General features: G+C 72.8%; 11 protein-coding genes. All 11 read left to right on the top strand.

Going from position 1 to position 18,101, the window contains the following annotated elements:
- Positions 1–140 precede the first annotated feature (140 nt).
- On the top strand, positions 141–1,340 hold the full coding sequence (locus ACTHM3_RS15115) for a serine/threonine-protein kinase (protein ID WP_440407195.1): 1,200 nt from the start codon (positions 141–143) through the stop codon (positions 1,338–1,340).
- A 109-nt stretch (positions 1,341–1,449) separates the two neighbouring features.
- Entirely contained in the window at positions 1,450–2,325 is an 876-nt protein-coding gene (locus ACTHM3_RS15110) for a PP2C family protein-serine/threonine phosphatase (protein ID WP_440407193.1), read from the top strand.
- Entirely contained in the window at positions 2,326–3,111 is a 786-nt protein-coding gene (locus tag ACTHM3_RS15105) for a hypothetical protein (protein WP_440407191.1), read from the top strand.
- Between the two features lie 70 nt (positions 3,112–3,181).
- Entirely contained in the window at positions 3,182–4,009 is an 828-nt protein-coding gene (locus ACTHM3_RS15100) for a PP2C family protein-serine/threonine phosphatase (protein ID WP_440407189.1), read from the top strand.
- Positions 4,006–5,220, top strand: coding sequence for an FHA domain-containing protein (locus tag ACTHM3_RS15095; RefSeq protein ID WP_440407187.1), 1,215 nt, complete (start codon positions 4,006–4,008; stop codon positions 5,218–5,220). Before ACTHM3_RS15100 ends, ACTHM3_RS15095 begins: the two co-directional genes overlap by 4 nt.
- Complete coding sequence (locus ACTHM3_RS15090) at positions 5,217–6,872, top strand: serine/threonine-protein kinase (RefSeq protein ID WP_440407185.1); 1,656 nt, start codon at positions 5,217–5,219, stop codon at positions 6,870–6,872. Before ACTHM3_RS15095 ends, ACTHM3_RS15090 begins: the two co-directional genes overlap by 4 nt.
- The gene (locus ACTHM3_RS15085) at positions 6,869–7,594 is read left to right on the top strand and encodes a hypothetical protein (RefSeq protein ID WP_440407183.1); all 726 of its coding nucleotides are present in this window, start codon (positions 6,869–6,871) and stop codon (positions 7,592–7,594) included. The genes ACTHM3_RS15090 and ACTHM3_RS15085 overlap by 4 nt, the downstream gene beginning before the upstream one ends.
- Before the next feature lie 107 nt (positions 7,595–7,701).
- Positions 7,702–13,263 carry an Ig-like domain-containing protein gene (locus ACTHM3_RS15080; RefSeq protein ID WP_440407181.1) on the top strand — a complete coding sequence of 1,854 codons (5,562 nt, stop codon included), beginning with the start codon at positions 7,702–7,704 and terminating at the stop codon, positions 13,261–13,263.
- 39 nt (positions 13,264–13,302) lie between these two features.
- Positions 13,303–14,271 (top strand): AAA family ATPase, encoded by a 969-nt coding sequence (locus tag ACTHM3_RS15075; RefSeq protein WP_440407180.1) that lies wholly within the window; start codon positions 13,303–13,305, stop codon positions 14,269–14,271.
- Positions 14,268–15,581 (top strand): DUF58 domain-containing protein, encoded by a 1,314-nt coding sequence (locus ACTHM3_RS15070; protein ID WP_440407178.1) that lies wholly within the window; start codon positions 14,268–14,270, stop codon positions 15,579–15,581. Before ACTHM3_RS15075 ends, ACTHM3_RS15070 begins: the two co-directional genes overlap by 4 nt.
- The gene (locus ACTHM3_RS15065) at positions 15,578–18,094 is read left to right on the top strand and encodes a transglutaminase family protein (RefSeq protein ID WP_440407176.1); all 2,517 of its coding nucleotides are present in this window, start codon (positions 15,578–15,580) and stop codon (positions 18,092–18,094) included. The genes ACTHM3_RS15070 and ACTHM3_RS15065 overlap by 4 nt, the downstream gene beginning before the upstream one ends.
- The last annotated feature ends 7 nt before the right edge of the window (positions 18,095–18,101 follow it).

Raw genomic sequence — 18,101 nt, 5'->3', positions numbered from 1 at the left:
GCGGTTATCCTGGCGGGGGCCCCACCGGTCGTTGTGGGCCCCCCGGGGGGCCGCCCCCCCGGCCGGCCGCCGCACCCCCACGATTCGAGGCCACAACACACGCTCGGGTCGTCAGGACCCGCCTCCGCTAGCCTGACCCCGTGCAGCGCGACCCGGCCGCTCCACCCGTCCTCGACGGGTACACGCCCGTGCGGGTGCTCGGGATCGGCGGGTTCTCCGATGTCTTCCTCTACGAGCAGGAGCTGCCCCGGCGCCAGGTCGCGGTGAAGGTCCTCACGGGGCAGCTGACCGACGCCGTGCGCGCCGCCTTCGTCCGCGAGGCGAACCTCATGGCGGCGCTCTCGACGCATCCGTACATCGTCACGATCTATCAGGCGGGGATCGCGGCGGACGGCCGACCCTACCTGGTCATGGAGTACTGCTCCCGCCCGAATCTCGCGGAGCGCTACAAGAGCAAGCCGCTCACGGTCGCCGACGCGCTGCGCACCGGCATCCGCATCGCCGGCGCCGTCGCCACGCTGCACGGTGCCGGCATCCTGCACCGCGACATCAAGCCCGCCAACGTGCTCGCCAACGACTACGGCTGGCCGGCGCTGGCGGACTTCGGCATCGCCACGGTCTTCGAGCAGGTCGGCCTCGGCGGGGGAGGCCCCGACCCCGCGCACGCAGCCTCGGCGGAGCACCCGAGCGGCGAGCCCGACCCCGAGGGGCCGGGGCTCAGCGTGCCGTGGTCGCCACCCGAGATGTTCGACGAGGCCCCGGAGCCCGACGTGCGATCCGACGTGTTCTCGCTTGCCGCCACGCTGTACACGGTGCTCGCGGGGCGCACGCCGTTCGAGGTGCCCGGCGGTCCGAACGGGCAGCTCGACCTGATCGAGCGCATCGAGCGGGGCGAGGTCACGCCGATGACCCGCACCGACCTCCCGGCGTCGTTGCAGGCGGCTCTCGCGCGAGGGCTCGCCCCGCGACGGGAGGACCGCTGGCCGAGCATGATGGAGTTCGCGCGAGCGCTGCAGCGGGTCGAGCTCGAGCTGGGGTACGCGCCGACGGGCATCGAGCTCCCGTCCTCCGAGCCCCCCGCGCCGGCGCCGGTGCCGCACGACGCTCCCCCGCGGGCGGCCGATCAGCCGTCGCCGGTCGCGCACGCGGCACCCGGGGCGCCGTCCTCGCGTGTCGCGCCCCTCCCCGCCGCCGGGCCGAGCGCGGCCCTCGGGCTCGCGTCGTCGATGCGCCGCGGCCGCGTCGGCCTCCTCGTCGGCATCGCGCTCGGAGGCCTGGCCCTCATCGCGCTCGCCGCGATCGTGACCGCGTTCGTGGTCGGCGCGGTCTCGGGAGGGTAGGACCCGCCGCCGATCCGGCGCCGGTATCGTCTGTCCTCGACGAGACGGTCGATCCGGCGCATGGCTGGTCGGCGATCGCTGCGGCACCCTGGGCCGGACGGAGACCACGATGACGGAGAGCGTGCAGAGGATCGCGCTGCCCGCCGGCGAACTGGTGCTGCGGGTGAGCGCCGCGACCGACCGCGGGACGGTGCGCGCGGTCAACGAGGACTCCCTGCTCGCCGAGGCCCCGGTGTTCGCGGTCGCCGACGGGATGGGCGGTCACGCGGCCGGCGACCGCGCGAGTCGCGCGGCGATCGAGGCGTTGCGCGCCCTCATCGGATCGGGCGGTCCGTCCGATCCGGGCAGCGTGCGCGACGCCGTGCGCGTCGCCAACGCCGACGTGCGCGCGGTCGGCGACGACGTCCGCGCGGGCGCCGAGTCGGTCGGGGCGGAGACGATCGGCGCGGGGAGCATCGCGGGGACGACCCTGTCCGCCGTCATCCTGGTCGAGCCCGCGTCGTGGCTGCTCGTCAACGTCGGGGACTCCCGGGTCTACGGGTGGGACGGTGCCGCGCTGCACCAGCTCACCACCGATCACTCGCTCGTGCAGGAGCTGCAGGACGCGGGCGTGATCACCGCCGAGCAGGCGGAGTTCCATCCCGATCGGAACGTCGTCACCCGCGCGCTGGGAGCGCACGATTCGGTGCTGCCCGACGTCCGGGTGCTCGATCTGCGCCTGCCCGGCCCGGCCCCGGTTCTGCTGATCTGCTCCGACGGGCTGACCAAGGAGCTCGACGACCGGGGGATCGCGCAGCTGCTCGACCAGGGGGCGGACGCGGACGGGCTGGTCGCCGCCGCCGTCGCCGCGGGCGGCCGCGACAACGTCACCGCGGTGGTCGTGCGCCCCGAGTTCGTGGGTCTGGCGGACTCGCCGATCGACGAGCAGACTCTCGACCGGACACCGGGGAACGAGCTCGAGGATACGAGGCCGAGGAGGCCGTAGATGGCGCTGCGCAGCGGGGCGGTGGCTGTCGTCGCGGCGCCCGCTGAGGTCGTCACCGAACCGCCGGCGCTCGGCACGCTGCAGGTGCGCTACGGCGACGTCCGCGCCGAGGTGGCGCCCGGTTCCGAGTTCTCGATCGGCCGCGACGCGGATCTGACCGTCGACGACAACCCGTACGTCCAGCGCCGTTTCCTCCGCCTGCACATCGAGGGCGGCCTTTGGTGGATCGAGAACACCGGGCGGCTCTCCGCGCGCCTCACCGACGGCAGCGGACAGCTCCAGGCCTCCTTGCCGCCCGGCACGCGGCTCCCGCTCGTCTTCGATCGGACCCGCATCGTGTTCGCGGCGGGAACCGCGAACTACGAGCTCGAGGTCTCGAGCGACGCCCCGGTCTTCGGCCCCCCGGTCGCGACGACCCCGACCGCCTCGACGCCGACGGCGGACCTCGTCGGGCACGTGCCGCTCACCCGCGGTCAGCGCCGGCTGATCGTGGCGCTCGCGGAGCCGCTGCTGCGCGACCGGCCGACCGGCCGCGCCGAGATCCCGGGCTCCGCGGAGGCCGCCGACCGTCTCGGCTGGACGCTCACGGCCTTCAACCGCAAGCTCGACACCGTCTGCGAGAAGCTCGACCGGATCGGCGTGACCGGGCTCCGCGGCGGTCGCGGCAATCTGGCGACCAACCGTCGCCTGCGGCTGGTCGAGCATGCGGTCGCGACGCGGCTGGTCACCGTCGACGATCTGGGGCTGCTCGACGCGGTCCCGGATACCGGCGGGACGGCGGCGTGAGGGACGACCTCGGCTGGATCGCAGCCGAGCGCTGCTCGAACCCGCGCGGGAGGGGTGTTCAATGGAGCGGGTGAGCGCTCCCTCCTCGGCTCCGCGCGACGAGCCGCCGCGTGCGAGTGCCCGCAGCGAGCTCGGCCATGTGCGTGCGGTGAACGAGGACAGCGTCCTCGCCCGGTTCCCGCTCTATCTGGTCGCCGACGGGATGGGCGGACACGACCGCGGCGACGTCGCCTCCCGTCGGACCATCGAGGTCATCGACGCGGCGATCGCCGCCGACGGGCCGACCACGGCGGCCGAGCTGGTCGCCGCCGTCCACGCCGCGAACGCCGCCGTGCACGCGCTCGGCGCAGAGGCTCTGTCCGGCACGACGCTCACCGGCCTCGCCGTCACCACGGGGCCCGGCGGCGAGATCCATTGGACCCTCGTCAACGTCGGCGACTCCCGCGTCTACCGCTGGAACGGCCGCGCGCTCACGCAGCTCACCGTCGACCACTCCGTGGTCCAGGAGCTCATCGACGCGGGGGCGCTCGACCCGGTCGACGCCGATCAGCACCCCGAGCGCAACACGATCACCCGCGCGGTCGGGCCGTTCGACACCGTCGAGGTCGACGTCTGGCTGCTGCCCTACGCCCCCGGGCAGACGTTCGTCGTCTGCTCCGACGGCCTGACCAAGGAGCTTCCCCTGGAGCGCATCGAGCACCTCCTCGCCTCCCATTCGAGCCGCGACGGCTCGCTCGCGGACGCGCTCGTCGACGCGGCGCTCGCCGCCGGCGGGCGCGACAACGTGACCGCTATCGTCGTCGAGACGCCGGGATCGGCCGAGGACCCGATCGTCGGCACCGGCACGCGCGAGCGCCCGCGCGAGCTCGAGGACACGCTGCCGCGGGGGATCTCGTGACCGCGCGCGTCACCTCCGATCCGGGCGGCCGCTGGCTGGCGGTCGTCGGAGGTTCGGGCGCGCTCCTCGTCGACGGCGGCCCCGAGCGGGCCGACGCGCTGCTCACGGCGCTCGGCGCCGCCGACCCGGTCGAGGCGGTGCTCGAGGTCCTCGCCGGGGCGGGTCTCGGCGACGTGCCCGGGTTCGCCCTCGTGGCGACCGACGCGAGCGGCAACCCCCGGCACGCGGTGGTCCGCGGCGCCGCGGTGGTCCGGGCGGACGGCCGCGAGCTCACCGGGCAGGGCGCCCGCACCTGGCTCGAGCACGAGCTCGACGGCGCGTGCGTCGAGCTCGCCGCCCCGGGCGTCGAGGCGGGCACGGCGCTGCCGCTCGAGCGCGGCGCGGTGTTCGGGACCCGCATCGAACTGACCGGGGGCGCGACGCCCGCCGCCGCGCCGCGGGCCGAGTCGGTGGTCCCGTCCGAGCCGTCCCCCGCATCGGTGCCCGCCCCCGAGCCGGTCGTCGTCGCGGCGCCGGTCGCGGTCCCGGCGCCCCCGCCGGCCCTGGCGCCCGCCCCGACCCCGGTCCCCGAGCACACCATGGTCGAGCCGGAGGAGGGCGGCTTCGGCTACGACCGCCTCTTCGAGTCGACGATCATCCGCCCCGTCGAGGACGCCGCCATGCGGCCCGCCGTCGACGAGGAGGAGGAGCCGGCTCCCGACGCGCCCCCCGCCCCGAGCGACCTGGTCTCGGCGTCGCCGGCCCCGCAGGATCCCGCCGACGACGGCGACCACGACGGCGAGACCGTCCTGAGCGGCACCATCCCGGGCCGCTCGGAGCGTCCGCGGCCCGCCGCACACGAGATCGCCGCGGCCGCCGCCACCCGTCGCTTCGCCCTGGTGCTCCCCGGCGACCGCCGCGAGCCGATCGACGGCGAGCTCATCCTCGGCCGGGCGCCGACGGCGCGGGTCGTCGACGGCCGGATGCCGCGCCTCGTCCCGCTCGAGGGCGACCCCGACGTCTCCCGGAGCCACGTCCGCATCGCGCTCGAGGGCGACACCGTCGTCGTGACGGACCTGCGCTCGCGCAACGGCACCAACGTCGTGCTGCCCGGGAAGCCGCCGCAGCTGCTGCGCGCCGACGAGCCGACCCCGGTGATCCCGGGCACGGTCGTCGACCTCGGGGCGACGAAGCTCGTCGTCGAGGAGCAGCTCGACGGGGCCGGCGCATGAGGCGGGTCGCCTCGCCGCCGCCGGAGCTGCCCGGCTACGAGTACCAGCGGCTGCTCGGCGCGGGCGGGTTCTCGGATGTCTTCCTCTACCGTCAGCATCTGCCGCGCCGCCAGGTCGCCGTCAAGGTGCTGCTGGCCGACGAGCTCACCCCGGCCGCGCGCCGCGCCTTCGTCGACGAGGCGAACCTCATGGCGCAGCTGTCGGCGCATCCGTTCATCGTCACGATCCACTCCGCCGACATCACGCCCGACGAGCGGCCCTACTTCGTCATGGAGTACTGCGCGGGCCCCAGCCTCAGCGAGCAGTACAAGAGGCAGCGCTTCTCGGTCGTCGACGCGCTCCGCACCGGGGTCCGGCTCTCGAGCGCGGTCGCGACGGCGCACGCGGCGGGGATCCTGCACCGCGACATCAAGCCGGCGAACGTGCTCACCAACGAGTACGGCTGGCCCGCACTCACCGATTTCGGGATCTCGTCCGCCGTCGACGAGCTGCCCGTGCACACGACCACGTCGGGCATGCTGCGCGGGGAGGAGACCGGCGCGACCGGTCAGTCGGTCGGCATGAGCGTGCCGTGGTCGCCGCCCGAGATGTTCGAGGACGATCCGGATCCCGACGTCCGCTCCGACGTGTTCTCGCTCGCCGCGACGATCTGGACGCTCCTCGCCGCTCGGACGCCGTTCGAGGTCCCGGGCCGGCCGAACGGCACGCTCGACCTCATCGGGCGCATCGAACGCGGCGCCATCACCCCGATGGATCGCGACGACGTGCCGGCCTCGCTCATCGCCGTGCTCACGCGCGGGATGGCCGTGCGCCGCGCCGACCGCTACCAGTCGGCGGTCGACTTCGCGCGAGCGCTCCAGCGGGTCGAGCTGGAGCTCGGCTACGCGCCGACCGGGATCGAGCTGCCCTCGGCGGGCGGCTCCGACGACGACGAGCCGGCGCCGCCGAGCGACGACGCGCCCGAGACGCGGCTCGGCGGGGTCAGCGTCATCGCGGCGCAGCCGATCGCCCCGCAGCCCGTCATCGTGCCGCCGGTCGCCGTGCCTCCCGCTGCGGGCGTCGCCGCCGACCTGCCGGAGACGCGCGTCCGCGGGGTGGCGACCGTCGCCGCCCAGCCCCCGGCCGCGTCGAGCGCGTCGGCCCCCGTCCTCGAGCAGACCGTGCTCCACCCACGACGCTCCGAGCCCGCCCCGTCATCCGCTCCCGCGGAGCCCGCCGCCGAGCCCGCGATGGATCCGGGATCACCGCGCCGCCGCCCGCGCCCGGCCGCCCTCATCGCCGTTGGTGGGCTCGTGGTCGTCGCGGTCGCCGTGGCCGTGTCGATCGGCGTGACCGCCGGCCGGCCGCAGCCGCAGCCGAGCCCCACCGGATCCGGGTCGAGCGCCGTCATCGGAGGCGCCCCGCAGGCGCCGAAGTTCCTCAGCGCCCAACCGAGCGCCGACGGCACCTCCGTGACCTTCACGTTCGCGCCGGTGCCCAACGCGGCCGGCTACCAGTGGGCGCCGGCCGAGGACCCGGAATCGCGCACCGGGGTGAAGGATCCGGTTGTTGTCCGCACGGGCGTCACCCCCGGTCAGCGCGTCTGCGTGCGCCTCAACACGATCGCGCCCGACGGGCGCACGTCCGAGCCGACGACGGGATGCTCCGCATGACCGACGCCCCCGCCCTCGGCACGCTCACCGTCGACTTCGTCGGCGAGGAGTACGTCGTCCAGCCGGGCGAGGAGTTCACGGTCGGGCGCGAGGCCGACCTCAGCATCGACGACAACCCCTACCTGCACCGGCACTTCCTCGCGCTGCGGGTCGAGTACGAGATGTGGTGGCTCGCCAACGTCGGCAGTCTCCTGTCCGCCACGGTCAGCGACGGGACCGGCCAGGTGCAGGCCTGGCTCGCGCCGGGGGCGAAGCTGCCCATCGTGTTCCCGACGATGCACGTCATGTTCAGCGCCGGCTCCACGACCTACGACTTCACGATCCGCACCGAGGCGGACTTCTTCAACACCAGTACCTCGGCGACCCCCCACTCCAGCGCGACGACGATCATGCCCGTGACCCTCACCCGCTCGCAACGGCAGCTCGTGCTCGCTCTCGCGGAGGGCGTGCTCACCCAATCGGTACCGGGCCGCGGCGCCATCCCCGCCTCCGCCGACGCGGCGAAGCGGCTCGGCTGGTCGATGACGACCTTCAACCGCAAGCTCGACAACGTCTGCGAGAAGCTCGACAAGCTCGGCGTGCCGGGACTCCGCGGCGGACCGGGCCGGATCGCGACCGGACGTCGGGCGCGGCTCGTCGAGTACGCCGTCGCCAGCCACCTCGTCTCGGTCGCCGACCTGCCGCTCCTCGACGAGGCAGCCCGGGAGACTGCTGAGGACTGACGCGATGGGGAGTCCTCCCCATTCGAGCACGGAGAGGCCCCGTGTTACCGTCGAGCGTCGTTCGACATGCGACGAATCCGACGTCTGATCCGCTGCGGGGGTGCCGAATGCTGCGCTGGCTGCGCGGATGGTCGCGCGGCCGCAAGACGGTCGCCTCGGGCACCGTCATCGCGGTCGCGGCGGGCGTTCCGCTGACCGTCGCGGCGCTCTACCACGGCTTCCCGGTCACCGACGTCGACCTCACCCAGCGCGACGTCTGGGTCACGAACTCGCACCTCGAGCTCGGCGGCCGACTCAACCGGCAGATCGACGAGCTCGACGCCTCCGTGCAGGCGACGACGGCGTCGATGGACGTCGTGCAGCAGGGCAAGGACGTCTTCCTGATCAACCGCACGGCGAACACGATCGAGCGGATCGATCCCGCGTTCACCACGCTCGAGCAGCGCGCCGACCTGCCGAAGGGCGCGGAGGTGACGCTCGGGGGATCCACCCTCGCCATCGTCGACCCCGCGAACGGCCGCCTCTGGTCGGTCGACGTCACCAATCAGCTGAGCTTCGACCCGCACACCCGCCACCCCGACATCACGCTCGGCGCGGGCGCTCACGCGACGGTCACACCGGACGGGGTCGTCATCGCGACGGCGCCGAAGACCGGGCGGATCGTGCAGATCGACCGGCCGGGATCGCGGCCCACCTCGACGGGGGCCGACATCCCGCGCGACAACGAGATCACGTCGGTGGGGGACACGGCGGTCGTCCTCGAACCGGGGTCGAAGAAGCTCACGGTGGTCGGCGGTCCGACCGTCAACCTGCCGGCCCCGGGGCTGAAGCTGCAGCAGGCGGGGGCCCGGAACGGCTACGTCGTCGTGGCCGGGCGCGCGGAGCTCATGGAGGTGCCGCTCGGCGGCGGATCCGTCACCCGGATCGCGGCGGACATCCCGGACTCCGCCTCCGGCAACGGCGCCATCGCGCCGGTCTGGGTCGACGGGTGCGCGCACGGCGCGTGGGGCTCCTCCCAGCGGTACGTCCTCGCGTGCGACGGCAAGAAGCCGATCCGGGAGACGATCGAGCAGAACACCTCGGGCGACGAGCTCGCCTTCCGCGTCAACGGGCACGTGGTGGCCCTCAACAACCTCGACACCGGCAACGTCTGGGTCATGGCCGACTCGCTCCACCTCGTCGACAACTGGTCCGAGGTCACGCCGCCCAAGGAGCAGCAGAACGACCAGGTCGACAAGACCAAGTCGAGCGTGGAGTCGTTCGAGGACACCCTGGCGAAGCGGACCGCGGTCAACCACCCGCCGACCGCCAACCCCGACACCTTCGGCGTCCGGGCCGGCCGCACCACCATCCTCCCGGTGCTCGACAACGACACCGACCCCGACGGCGACGTGCTCGTCATCACCGACTTCACCGCCATTCCGGAGTCGCTCGGCCACCTCGACCCGATCGACGGCGGCCGTGCTCTGCAGTTCACGCCCGCGGCCGATGCGGCCGGCAGCGCCTCCTTCCGCTACACGATCAGCGACGGCCGGCCGAACGGCACGGCCGAGACGACGGTCGACGTGCACGTCGTCCCGCCGGACCAGAACTCCGCACCCGTGTCGCACCGCAAGGCCGCGGTGAGCGTCGAGGACGGGCAGACCATCACGTACAACGTGCTGCGCGACTTCCAGGATCCGGACGGCGACGACATCCTGCTGCAGAACGCGACGGCGGCCTCCGGCGACCAGGTGCGGTACACCCCGGACGGCACGGTCACCTTCCAGGCGACGAGCGGTCAGGTCGGGGTCAAGACCGTCAACTTCATCGTCTCGGACGGCCGCGCCCAGGCGCCCGGCGAGCTCACCGTCGACGTGAAGCCGGCGGGATCGCTGGACCCCGTCGGCACCCCGGACTTCGGGCAGGGCTTCGTGGGCGACACGGTCACGATCTCCCCGCTGCAGAACGACACCTCGCCGAACGGGCAGGCGCTGCAGCTGCTCGGGGTCAAGGACGTGCCGGGGGGCGCCACGGTCACGCCGAATCTGGACGCGGGGACGATCGACGTGACGTCGTCGTCCGCGGGCGCCGTGTACTTCCAGTACGCGCTCGGCGCCGGTCCGAGCACCTCGACGGGTCTCGTGCGCGTCGACTTCGATCCGCGCCCCGAGAAGGCGATCCCGCCCGTCGCGGTGACCGACACCGCGTACCTGCGCCAGGGGCAGTCGACCGAGGTGCACGTGCTCGACAACGACGTGTCGCCGTCCGGCGCCGTGCTCGCCATCCAGTCGGTCGACACCTCGGCGCTCGACCCGGGTGTCAAGGTCGAGACGCTCGGCAACACCGTCATCCGCATCAGCGACTCCGCCGCGCTGAACCGGCAGACCCAGTTCACCTACACGGTGTCGGACGGCATCGCGACCGCCGTCGCGGGCGTCACGATCGTGCCCGTCCCGCCCGTGGTCGACCGGCAGCCGCCGATCGCCGTCGACGACCACGTCACGGTGCGCGCCGGCGACATCGCGACCGTGAACGTGCTCGCCAACGACACGAGCCCGGATCAGGCGCAGCTGAGCGTGGCGCCGCAGCTCGTCGACACCCGCGGCGCCGGCGACGGGGTCGTGTTCGTCTCCGGCGACACCGTGCGGTACCAGGCGCCCAAGAAGGCGGGCGTGTACTCCGCCGTCTACCGCACCGTCGACCAGTACGGCGAGGCCGCCGACGCGACCGTCACCTTCACCGTGACGGCGATGGACCCCAAGACCGACCGTCCGCCGGAACCGAGCCCGCAGACCGCCCGCACCTTCTCGGGGTCGAAGGTGAGCATCGACGTGCCGCTCAACGGCATCGACCCGGACGGCGACTCGGTCACGCTCGTCGGCGTCACGACCCCGCCGCAGCTCGGCCGGATCGTCGCGACGGCGAGCGACCACTTCACCTACGAGGCCTACGTCAAGTCGAGCGGCACCGACACGTTCCGCTACGCGGTGGAGGACACCCTCGGCAAGACGGTCATCGGCGAGGTGCGGATCGGCGTCATCCCGCGCGCCGCCGAGTCGCAGCCGCCGAACGCGGTCGACGACACCGTCTCCGTGCGGCCGGGCAAGACGATCGCGGTGCAGCCGCTGCTGAACGACTCGGACCCCAACGGCTACGCGATCACGCTCGACAAGAAGCTCACGCTCGTCGACAAGCGCCTGACCGCGAAGGTCGAGGGCAGTCGCGTGATCATCGGGGCGCCGAAGACCGAGGGCTCGTACAACGTCGGCTACCGGATCTCGAACGGGCAGGGCGGCCAGGACGACGCGTTCATCATCGTGCGCGTCGACAAGAACGCGCGGATCATGCCGCCGACCGCCGAGGACGAGTACATCTCGCCGGACGACCTCGTGAACCGCTCGAGCTACACGGTCGACGTGGCGAAGCTCATCCAGAACCCCAACGGCGAGAACTCCGCGCTCAAGATCGCCACCAGCGGCCCGAACGGCGACCTCGGCGACGTGAGCGGGCAGAAGATCACCGTGCACGCGCAGGACCAGCGGGTCGCGATCGCGTACAAGGTGACCGACCCCACCGATCCCTCGCTGAGCGCTCAGGCGTTCATCATCGTGCCGCCGCGTGCCGGGTCGGAGTACTCGCCGCCGCCGTACCTCAAGCCGGGGACGCATCCCGTCATCCCGCAGAACGGCGAGGAGCAGTGGAAGCTCAAGGACATCCTCGTGGTGCCCTCAGGGCGGCCGGCGATCATCAGCGACCCGCAGCTCGTCAACGCGCCGGGCAGCGACGGAACGTCGCTCGTGGTCGACAAGAACACCATCCGCTTCGCCGCGCAGAAGGGGTTCCGCGGCGAGACCGCGATCACCTTCCAGGTCACCGACGGCGACTCCGCCGCCGATCCGACGGGGCGCAAGGCCCTCATCACGATGCCGCTCACGGTCGGCAACCCCGACCAGTCGGACGTCGCGCCGTCGTTCACGACGATGACGGTGCAGATCGAGGCGGGGGAGCCGGCGAAGCAGGTCGACCTGCGGGCCGCGACCGCGCATCCGAACCGCAACGTCATCTCGCAGTTCCAGTACGGCGACCTGACCGGCACGACCGACTTCGTCTCCGGTTCGCTGAACGGCGGCACGCTCAGCGTCTCGTCACCGCAGGGCACGCGCGTCGGCACGACCGCCGATCTGAAGTTCCAGATCCGCTACCGCGACTACACCGTGCCCGGCACCGTGCACGTCGTCACCGTGCCCTCGACCCGCCCGCGGGCGCAGGCGATCGAGGACGATGTGAAGGCGCAGCGCGCCAAGCCCGTCACCGTGAACGTGCTGCAGAACGACTACAACCCGTTCAGCGACCAGGGCAAGCCGCTGCAGCTGACCGCCGCCAAGGTCGACAACTCGGCCCAGACCTCCGCGAGCGTGAGCTTCACCTCGTCGGGCGACGTGACCGTGCGCCCCGACGCCTCGTTCATCGGCGTCGTCAGCATCACGTACACCGTGCGCGACGCGACCGAGGACCCGAGCCGCGACGTGACCGGACGTCTGCTCGTGACCGTGCGCGACGTTCCGGCGCAGATCCAGCCGGCACCCACGATCGTGCAGGAGAGCGACCGCGCGGTGACGATCTCGTGGAAGATCCCCGCGAGCAACGGCGAGCCGATCCTGGACTATCACGTCATCGGCGGTCCGCAGGAGGTGACGGTCGGCGCCGACACGAGCCAGACCACCATCACGGGCCTCACGAACGGCAAGACCTACAACTTCTCGGTGTTCGCGCGGAACGTCCTGGGCAACGGCCAGGCGTCGCCGGCGAGCAACGGGGCGGTGCCCTTCGGGCACCCGTCGCCGCCGTCCTCCGTGTCCGCTTCGGGTACCCAAGACGGCTCGGGCGACATCGCTCTGTCGTGGGGCGGCGCCAACGGCAACGGGCGCGCCATCGACCACTACACGTGGCGCGCCAACACGGGTCTGACGGGACAGGTGTCCGGGACCAGTGCGACGGCCAACCTGCCGCTGGGCAAGGCCTACACGTTCACCGTCACCGCGACCAACGCAGGTGGGCTCACCAGCGGTGCGAGCTCCGCGTCGAACAGCGCCACCTCGACCCCCGGCGCTCCGCCGAACGCACGTCTGAGCAAGGGAGCCGACGGCGACCGCACCGTCACGATGAGCTGGAGCGCCGCCAAGTCCAACGTCGCAGTCAGCTACCAGGTCTCCATCAACGGTGGCGGATGGACGGCGCACAACTCGGGCGACACCTTCCAGGGCGACTTCGGGACGCAGTACACGATGCGCGTCCGGGCCGTCGGCAATGGCACCGCGGGCCCGGTATCGACGTCCAACTCGGTCACGCCGCAGAACGTGCAGCCCCCCGCCAAGAGCGGCAACGTCTACAAGGGCGCCTCCGTCAACTACTGCAGCGGCTGCCACTACGTCGGCATCTCGTACCAGAACTTCGCCGCGGGCACCTACGACGTCGTGACCACGATCAACGGTGACGCGGGCGGCTTCTACGTCACGCACACGACGCTGAGCGGAAGCGGCAACCTCACGCTGCAGAACGGCCTCGGCACCCGCAACAGCGACAACATCCAGGTGCGGGTGACCAATTCGGCCACCGGCACGGTCTACTACACGACCCCGAACTTCACCGGCTGGGACTCCCTGCCCGACACCGGCCGAACGCCCTAGCCCGACATCCGACCACCAGCCGCAGGAGACCCCACGACAATGCCCGTCACCCAGGAGCAGGCGACCTGGTTCGCCGACGCGTTCGGCAAGCTCGTCGACAACATCGACCAGGCGATCCTCGGCAAGCGGCAGGTGATCCGGCTGGTGCTCACGGCGCTCCTGAGCGACGGGCACGTGCTCCTCGAGGACTACCCCGGCACGGGCAAGACCGTGCTCGCCAAGTCGCTCGCCAACACGATCGACGGCACCCACTCGCGCATCCAGTTCACGCCCGACCTGCTGCCCTCGGACGTGACGGGCGTCACGATCTACGACCAGTCGAAGGGCGTGTTCGAGTTCCACAAGGGCCCGGTCTTCGCGTCGATCGTGCTCGCCGACGAGATCAACCGCGCCTCGCCGAAGACGCAGTCCTCCCTCCTCGAGGTCATGGAGGAGGGAGTCGTCACGGTCGACGGCGTCGGCTACCCGGTGGGGTCGCCGTTCATGGTCATCGCGACGCAGAACCCCATCGAGCAGGCCGGGACGTACACGCTGCCGGAGGCGCAGCTCGACCGGTTCCTCATCAAGACCTCGCTCGGCTACCCCGACGACGCGACCGCGCTCTCGCTGCTGCTCGACCCGTCCGACCGCGCGCGCGCGAACCTCGTCAAGCCGATCATCGCCGCGAGCTCCGTCTCGAGCATGAGCCAGCTCGTCGGCGACGTGCACGTCGAGCCGAGCGTCATGGAGTACGTCAACGCGATCGTCTCGGCGACCCGCTCGCGCGACGACGTCACGCTCGGCGTCTCGATGCGCGGCGCCATGGCCCTCGCCCGCGCCACGAAGGGATGGGCGCTGTCCAACGGCCGCCCCTACGTCATCCCGGACGACGTGCGCGAGCTCGCCGTGCCGGTGCTCGCGCACCGCGTCATCGTCGACCCGGAGGCCGAGTTCGCCGGCACCACCGGCATCGACGTGATCACCCGCATCCTCTCCGACATCGAGCCCCCGGCCACCCGCGCCGCATGACCGCCGCCGCCGCGCCCGGCCCGCGGCCGTCGTCCCCGCGCCCGACGTCACCGCGGTCGTCGGCGTGGGCCGAGCGCGCCCGCGACGCCGGCGACCGGCTGCGGACGCTGTGGCGGATCGTCGCCTACCTCGTGCGCCGGGTCGCGGCCGTGCTGGGCCCGCGCCTCGCGATCGTCAGCACGATGGGCTGGCTCGTGATCGCCGCGGCCGTCGGCAGCGCGATCATCGGCTTCGTGCTCGGCTGGCAGGAGTTCGTCTACCTCGCGATCACGCTCGTCGCGGGGCTCCTCGTGGCCGTCGCCTTCGTGTTCGGCCGGGGCAGCTACGACGTCCTCATCGAGCTCACGCCGCGCCGGGTCACCGCGGGCGATCGCGCCCTCGGGCGGATGGTGGTCGCGAACATCGGGCAGAAGCGGTCCGCGCCCTCGCGCATGGAGCTCCCGGTCGGGGCGGGCCTCGCGGAGTTCGTGATCGGCCCCCTGCAGCCCGGCGCCGAGCACGAGGAGCTGTTCGCGATCCCGACGAACCGGCGTGCGGTCATCGTCGCCGGGCCGGCCGTCTCGGTGCGCGGCGACCAGCTGGGCCTGCTGCGGCGGGCGCTGCGGTGGAGCGAGCCGGTCGAGCTCTTCGTGCACCCGCTCACGGCGCCGCTCGCCCCCTCCGCGGCCGGCCTCATCCGCGACCTCGAGGGCGAGACGACGAAGACGATCGTCAACAGCGACATCTCGTTCCACGCGCTGCGCACCTACCAGCCGGGCGACCCGCTGCGGAACGTGCACTGGCGCACCTCCGCCCGCACCGGCCAGCTCATGGTGCGCCAGTTCGAGGAGACCCGGCGCTCGCAGCTCACGATCGTCTTCGACGACCACCGAGGCCACTGGGGAGGCGACGACGAGTTCGAGCTCGGCGTCTCGGTCATGGCGTCGCTCGCGCAGCAGGTGCTCCGCGACGGCAACAAGCTGAGCGTCGTGGCGGAGTCGCGGCAGCTGCGCACCCGCACGATCACGACGATGCTCGACGACAGCTGCCGGCTCGAGCCGGTGTCGAGCGCGTTCCGCAGCCTCCGCGACATGGCCCGCGACACCACGGCGCAGCTGCCCGACCCGAGCGTCGTGATCGTGGTCGGCGGATCCCGGACCCCGGTCGGCGGCATCCGCGGCGTCCAGCGCCTGTTCGGCTCCGAGGTGCGGACGGTCGGATTCCGCGCCGAGCTCGGCGTGCCCACGCGGCTCGACGTCGTCCGCGGCCTGCGGATCGGCACCGTCGGCGAGCTGGACGACCTGTCCCGCCTGGTGCGGAGGGTCTCGTGACCGCCGCGACGGAGGCGACGGCCGCCGCGTCCGCGCCCGGCCGTGTTGCGCGCGCCGGCGCCGTCGCCCCGCGCACGATCGCCGGACGCGCCTGGGCCGACATGGGCGTCGTCGCCGTCCTGACCCTCATCGGGCTCCTCGGCTTCGGTCCGGCCTTCCGCGACCTCGGCTACCTGCTCGCCGGCGTGGGCGGCCTCCTGGTCGGCGGCGGGGTCGCGGTCGTCGCCGCGCGCTATCGGCTCGGCGCCCTCGTCACGACGGCGACGGCGATCGTCGCCTACTTCCTGCTCGGCTCGGCGTTCTCGATGCCGACCGCCGCCCTCGGATTCGTGCTCCCGACGCTGCAGACGCTCGCGGGCCTCGCCGTCGGCGCGGTGTTCGGCTGGGCGGATATCGTCACGCTCCGGCCGCCGGTGAGCCTGCCGTACTACATCGACGTGGTCGCGTTCGTGGCGACCTGGCTCGTCATGCTCGTCGGCGCGACGCTGGCGACCCGCTGGCTGCCCGGCCGGCGCCGCACGGTGTGGCGACTCGGGCTCCTCCTCGTGGGTCCGGTCGTCGTCTACGCCGCCGGCGTTCTGCTCGGCACGGACGAGCCCTACTTCGCGGCGGTGCGCGGCGTCGCCTTCGCCGCGATCGCCCTCATCTGGCTGGGCTGGCGGCGGCCCCTGGGCGGCGGCATCGCGGTCGCGGGCGGGCGGATGCTGCTGCGGCGCAAGCTGATCGGCACCGCGATCCTGGTTCTCGGCGCGATCGCGGTCGGCGCGGTCGGCGGTGCGCTCCTCGCCCCGAGCTCCTCCCATCGGTTCGTGCTGCGCCAGGAGGTCCAGCCCCCGTTCGAGCCGCTCGACTACCCGGCGCCCCTCGCGGGCTTCCGGCACTACACGAAGGACCTGCACGACACCGACCTCTTCAGGGTGGGCGGCCTGAAGAGCGACGAGAAGCTGCGGATCGCGACCATGGACGCCTACGACGGCGTCGTCTGGGGCGTGGCCGGAGCGCAGCAGTCGACCGACGCGTCGGGCGAGTTCCGGCTCGTCGGGCGCGACTTCCCGAAGCCCGGCGTCGGTGTGGAGTCGTCGGGCTCGACGTCCATCGACGTGTCGGTGCTGGGCTACCAGGACGTCTGGGTGCCGTCGACCGGGTACGCGACGACGTTGGACTTCGGGGGAGGGCCCCGCGCCGACCTCGCGAACGTGCGCTACAACGGCGCCACCGGCACCACCGTGCTGACGACGGGTCTGCAGAAGGGCCAGCAGTACCGGCTCGCGGCGACCGACCAGAAGCTCCCGCCGGACCAGTCGCTCCAGCAGACGCCCGTCGCGACCCTGCAGCAGCCGCCGATCACCGACATCCCCGACACCGTGCGGGCCAAGGCGGCCGACATCACGAAGGACGAGCGCTCGCCGATCGACAAGCTGCGCGCCGTCGAGAAGTACCTGAAGACCAACGGGTTCCTGAGCCACGGCACGGCCTCCGACCAGTCGCCGTCGCGCGCCGGCGAGGGCGCCGACCGCATGGCCGAGATGGTGACGTCGGCGCATATGGTCGGCGACCAGGAGCAGTACTCCTCGCTCATGGCGCTCATGGCCCGGAGCCTGAACGCGCCCGCCCGCGTCGTCATGGGCTTCGCGCCCAAGGTGCCGGACGGCGGCGGCACCGTCACGGTGACCGGCAACGACGTGACCGCCTGGGTGGAGGTCGACTTCCAGGGGGTGGGCTGGATCCCGTTCTTCCCGACCCCGACCGACACCGATGTCCCGCAGCAGCAGCAGCCGAAGCCGCAGTCGGTGCCGCAGCCGCAGGTGCGTCAGCCTCCGCGCACGCAGAACAACAACGACGACCTCGTGACGCCGGTGCAGATCACCGACTCCGACAAGAAGGACGATTCCCCGTTCCTGCTGCCGGGCTGGGTCGTCGCGCTCGCTCTCGCCGTGCTCATCCCGGCCGCTCTCATCCTGCTGCCGGCCTTCATCGTCTGGCTGCTGAAGCGGCGCCGGGCGCGGCGACGACGGGCGCCCGGGGGCGACCTCGCGGCGGGCGGAGCGTGGGACGAACTCGTCGACCGCCTGAGCGAGCTCGGCTACCCGCAGCCCGCTCCGCGCACGACGCGGCGGATGGCCGCGGGCGAGCTCGCGCCGGTGACATCGCCGGCCGTGACGGGACTGGCCGAGCGCACCGACGGTGCGGTCTTCGCGGGGGCCGAGGTCCCCGACGAGGAGGTCGAGGCGCTATGGAACGAGGTCGACGAGGTGCTCGGCGAGGCGGCGGCCTCCGCAGGGCGCAGGCGTCGGCTGCTGAGCCGCTACCGGGTGGCGGCGGTGCGCCGCTGGGGCAGCCGCGTGGCGCGCACGGCCACCGACGCGATCCCGCCGGCGGTCACGGAGCAGGTGTCCCAGGCCGGTCGTCAGGCCGCCGAGGCGAGCCGCCGCATCGGTCGTCGCGTCGCCGACGGCGCCCAGGATGTGGCGAGCCGGGCCGCCCGGCGGAGGTCGGAGACGCCCGGCGCCTGACCGCCGG

The sequence above is a fragment of the Pseudolysinimonas sp. genome (assembly GCF_051954455.1).
Taxonomy (GTDB): Bacteria; Actinomycetota; Actinomycetes; order Actinomycetales; family Microbacteriaceae; genus Pseudolysinimonas.
The sequence above is the reverse complement of the archived record's forward strand: the minus strand, read 5'-3'. Positions and strand labels throughout refer to the sequence as shown.

Excerpts from the sequence above, each read along its gene's own strand:
- ACTHM3_RS15110 (WP_440407193.1), top strand. The coding sequence starts at position 1,450 with ATGACGGAGAGCGTGCAGAGGATCGCGCTGCCCGCCGGCGAACTGGTG.
- ACTHM3_RS15105 (WP_440407191.1), top strand. The coding sequence starts at position 2,326 with ATGGCGCTGCGCAGCGGGGCGGTGGCTGTCGTCGCGGCGCCCGCTGAG.
- ACTHM3_RS15090 (WP_440407185.1), top strand. The coding sequence starts at position 5,217 with ATGAGGCGGGTCGCCTCGCCGCCGCCGGAGCTGCCCGGCTACGAGTAC.
- ACTHM3_RS15085 (WP_440407183.1), top strand. The coding sequence starts at position 6,869 with ATGACCGACGCCCCCGCCCTCGGCACGCTCACCGTCGACTTCGTCGGC.
- ACTHM3_RS15080 (WP_440407181.1), top strand. The coding sequence starts at position 7,702 with ATGCTGCGCTGGCTGCGCGGATGGTCGCGCGGCCGCAAGACGGTCGCC.
- ACTHM3_RS15075 (WP_440407180.1), top strand. The coding sequence starts at position 13,303 with ATGCCCGTCACCCAGGAGCAGGCGACCTGGTTCGCCGACGCGTTCGGC.
- ACTHM3_RS15070 (WP_440407178.1), top strand. The coding sequence starts at position 14,268 with ATGACCGCCGCCGCCGCGCCCGGCCCGCGGCCGTCGTCCCCGCGCCCG.